Source organism: Desulfosporosinus sp. I2 (assembly GCF_000960765.1).
In the GTDB taxonomy this organism is placed as follows: domain Bacteria; phylum Bacillota; class Desulfitobacteriia; order Desulfitobacteriales; family Desulfitobacteriaceae; genus Desulfosporosinus.
On the sequence record NZ_JYNH01000311.1, the window covers coordinates 1 to 626 of the forward strand.

Consider the following 626-nt stretch of genomic DNA (forward strand, 5'->3'; position numbering starts at 1 on the left):
TATCGCCGAGCCACCTACCACAAAGGAAGACTTAGTGGCGAAGAATGAGCCTTTCGCCACACTGCGACTTGTGACGCATACTCCTGCAGTGTGGATTCTTAACTTCCGTGTTCGGTATACGAAAAACACGATAGTGTCCGGTGGACATTATCGCCGAGCCACCCACCCTAAAGGAACACTTCGTGGCGAAGGGGAGCTTTTCGCCACACTGCGACTTATAAGGCACTCTCCTGCAGTGTGGATCCCGAACGGGTGGAACCCCGGTGCCTCATCTAATTAGTACATAATAACTAACACAAAAATGACTACCTCGTTAGAGATAGTCATTTTGCTTGTTTACCTGGCGATGACCTACTTTCCCAGGAGCTATGCTCCAAGTATCCTTGGCCCTGGAGGTCTTAACTTCCGTGTTCGAGATGGGAACGGGTGGAACCCCTCCGGCATGATCACCAGATGTCTGAGATTGGGCTGTCCTTGCGAACGCTGTTCTCTCAAAACTGCACAGAGTCTTTTTCTAGTATTGTCGATTGAATTTGAGCCACTTACCTAGTCGTTAACAATCCCAAAGCTCTTCGTCTTTCGCCTTCCGTCCTTTCGGACCTCGCGCCTCGGACATCGAGCCTCGA

At 50.5% G+C, this 626-nt stretch carries 1 protein-coding gene and 1 rRNA gene; one reads left to right on the forward strand and one right to left on the reverse strand.

From position 1 onward, the window contains the following. Positions 1–280, forward strand: a 280-nt coding sequence (locus UF75_RS25865) for a hypothetical protein (RefSeq protein ID WP_045577378.1), incomplete at its 5' end; no start/stop codon positions are given. Positions 281–338: 58 nt separating this feature from the next. Here the strand turns inward: UF75_RS25865 and rrf are convergent. Next, a 5S ribosomal RNA gene (gene rrf / locus UF75_RS25870) occupies positions 339–454 on the reverse strand. Between the last annotated feature and the right edge of the window lie 172 nt (positions 455–626).